Source organism: Aeromicrobium sp. (genome assembly GCF_036675695.1).
GTDB lineage: Bacteria > Actinomycetota > Actinomycetes > Propionibacteriales > Nocardioidaceae > Aeromicrobium.
This window is the reverse complement of record NZ_JAKFEL010000129.1, coordinates 1-3126: the sequence shown is the minus strand read 5'-3', so window position 1 is coordinate 3126 and position 3126 is coordinate 1. Positions and strand designations below refer to the sequence as shown.

Below are 3126 nucleotides of genomic sequence, written 5' to 3'. Positions count from 1 at the left end.
GCTCGTAGTAATCGCTTGCCGCGGCAGGGCCTCTTAGGGCCACCCCTGCCGCGGAGTTTCGGCATTGGCTCGCCGTTCCGCCGCAGGGATCCAGATCACGACCTGATCTGTTGATGCATCTCTTTCTCCTTTCCGGATGATCTCCGGGCTTGGTGTCTGGCGGAACGGCGGACCCCGAACCCCGCGGCGATCACGACGAAGGAGAAGAACCATGGATCCGTACCTGATGGAGTGGGGACCGGCACATCTGCGTGATGAGCCAGTGCCCGAGCTCGAGCTCGACGACCGCCCTGACGACAACTGAGTCGTCCCAAATGACAAGACGGCTGTTTCAAATCATGAGACGACGAGCCTAGAATGACGCCCATGAGTCGCACGGATTTGAAGAGATTGGTCAAGCTTGCCGTCATCCCTGGTGACGGCATTGGCCCCGAAGTCACTGCCCAGGCACTCAAGGTGCTCGACCTCGTCGCGGCCGAGCACGGAGTCGCCTTCGACAAGACCGAGTTCAACCTCGGCGCGAAGCGTTGGCACGCAACTGGCGAGGTCCTGCCGGAAGCCGAGCTCGAATCGATTCGTGGGCACGACGCGATCCTCCTTGGTGCTGTCGGCGACCCGACGGTTCCCTCCGGAACCCTTGAGCGCGGTCTGCTGCTCAAGCTGCGCTTCGAGCTCGACCACTACGTCAACCTGCGTCCGTCCAAGATCTACCCGGGTGTGCCCACGCCGCTCGCCAACCCCGGAGTCGTCGACTTCGTCGTGGTCCGCGAAGGCACCGAGGGCCCCTACGTCGGCAACGGCGGCGCCATCCGCGTCGGCACTCCGCAGGAGCTCGCGACCGAGGTCAGCGTCAACACTGCGTTTGGCGTCGAGCGCGTCGTTCGCGATGCCTTCGCTCGCGCTCAGGCTCGGCCTCGCAAGAAGCTCACGCTTGTCCACAAGAACAACGTGCTCGTGCACGCCGGGCACCTGTGGACTCGTACGGTCGACGCTGTCGCGACAGAGTTCCCCGACATCGCCGTTGACTACCTCCACGTCGATGCCGCAACGATCTTCCTGGTCACTGATCCGTCACGGTTCGACGTGATCGTCACTGACAACCTGTTCGGCGACATCCTGACCGACCTCGCCGCTGCCGTCACGGGTGGCATCGGTGTGGCCGCCAGCGGCAACATCAACCCCGATGGCACGTCACCGAGCATGTTCGAGCCGGTTCATGGATCAGCCCCCGACATCGCTGGCCAGTCGAAGGCAGATCCGACTGCCGCCATCCTCTCGGCCGCACTGCTGCTCGATCACCTGGGCCTGCCCGCCGCGGCCGCTCAGATCAACGCAGCCGTCGAAGCTGACATCGCGTACAGAGCTGGATCTCTGGGAAGCACCTCTCCCCGCAGCACAGAGGAGGTGGGAGAGGCTATCGCAGCGCGCGTGGCCGGAGGCGTATCGGTCGGTTAACGACCATTACCCACCGACCCCAGAAAGTACTACCGTGACTCCTATGACTGCATCACCAGCGTTCGCACCAACCGTCGAGCTGCACCCGCACCCGCGGACGCCTGACGAGCTTGGCGTGATCCTCTCCAACCCAGGCTTCGGCGACTTCTTCACGGACCACATGTTCCTGGCCAAGTGGACTCCGGACGAAGGCTGGGCATACCCCAGGATCGTGCCGTACGGCCCGCTGTCGCTCGATCCAGCCACTGCCGTTCTTCACTACGCCCAAGAAGTCTTCGAGGGCCTCAAGGCCTACGCTCACGCCGACGGCTCGATCTGGCTGTTCCGTCCCGAGGCGAACGCCGAACGGATGCAACGGTCCGCGCATCGACTCGCGCTGCCGGAGCTCCCGACCGACTGGTTCATCGGTTCGATCAAGGCGCTCATCGACGTCGACGCTGCATGGGTTCCGCGTGGTGACGAGAAGAGCCTGTACCTCCGGCCGTTCATGTTCGCGTCCGAGCGGTTCCTTGGCGTGCGGCCCAGCCAACACGTCACGTACGGACTTATCAGCTCGCCGGCCGGTGCCTACTTCCCGGAGGGCGTCAAGCCGGTCTCGATCTGGCTGTCGGCTGAGTATGCACGCGCTGGAGCTGGCGGCACGGGTGCCGCCAAGTGCGGTGGCAACTACGCCTCCAGCCTGCTGCCACAGCAGGAGGCCCAGGCTCAGGGCTGTGCCCAAGTGGCGTTCCTCGACTCCACGGAGCACAAGTGGGTCGAGGAGCTGGGCGGCATGAACCTCTTCTACGTTCAGTCCGATGGCTCGATCGTCACCCCAGAGCTCTCTGGCTCGATCCTCGAGGGCATCACTCGCGACTCGCTCATCACGCTGGCCCGAGACCTGGGACACGAGGTCGTCGAGCGGCGGGTCAGCATCGACGAGTGGCGCGACGGTTGTGCCGACGGCACGATCACCGAGGTGTTCGCCTGCGGAACGGCCGCGGTCGTCACACCCATCCGCTCGCTCAAGTGGGACGGCGGTGAGGCGGTCTCCGGTGACGGTGAGGCCGGCAAGGTGACGTCCGAGCTCCGGGCCGCCCTGGTCGACATCCAGTATGGCCGCGCACCCGATCATCACGGCTGGATGCGGCGCATCTCTTCGTGATTCCAGCTCTGTGTGAGTGGTCGCCCCGACTGTACTGACCAGTACAGTCGGGGGGTGCTCGGAATGAGCCCTCTGGTGCCCTAGTGTCGGCCTAGAGGCCCAACGACGTGCCTCTTGCACTGGAGGCATACATGTCTGTTGTCACGCGTACCGAGCACGATCTGATCGGTGACCGCGAGATCCCCGCCGACGTCTACTGGGGTGTACACACCCTGCGGGCGTTGGAGAACTTTCCCATCACCGGTATCCCGATCGGGGTCAGCCCGTACCTCGTCGAATCGCTTGCCGCGGTCAAGCAGGCAGCGGCAGCGGCGAACCACGATCTCGGACTGCTCGATGACGAGCGCTACGCGGCGATTCGCGGGGCATGCGAGGAAATTCGTTCGGGTGCGTTGCACGATCATTTCGTCGTCGACGTCATGCAGGGAGGCGCTGGCACGTCGACCAACATGAACGCCAACGAAGTCATCGCCAACCGTGCTCTTGAGCTGATGGGGCACAAGAAGGGCGACTACGACACGATCCAC

3 protein-coding genes are annotated in these 3126 nt (G+C 64.2%); all 3 read left to right on the top strand.

From position 1 onward, the window contains the following. Positions 1-357: 357 nt before the first annotated feature. Complete coding sequence (locus V6M39_RS08385; protein ID WP_332643364.1) at positions 358-1455, top strand: 3-isopropylmalate dehydrogenase; 1098 nt, start codon at positions 358-360, stop codon at positions 1453-1455. A gap of 43 nt (positions 1456-1498) precedes the next feature. Continuing rightward, positions 1499-2599: a branched-chain amino acid aminotransferase gene (locus V6M39_RS08380; protein ID WP_332643363.1), complete on the top strand. Its 1101-nt coding sequence runs from the start codon at positions 1499-1501 to the stop codon at positions 2597-2599. 131 nt (positions 2600-2730) lie between these two features. Then, positions 2731-3126, top strand: a 396-nt coding sequence (locus V6M39_RS08375; RefSeq protein ID WP_332643362.1) for a lyase family protein, incomplete at its 3' end; no start/stop codon positions are given.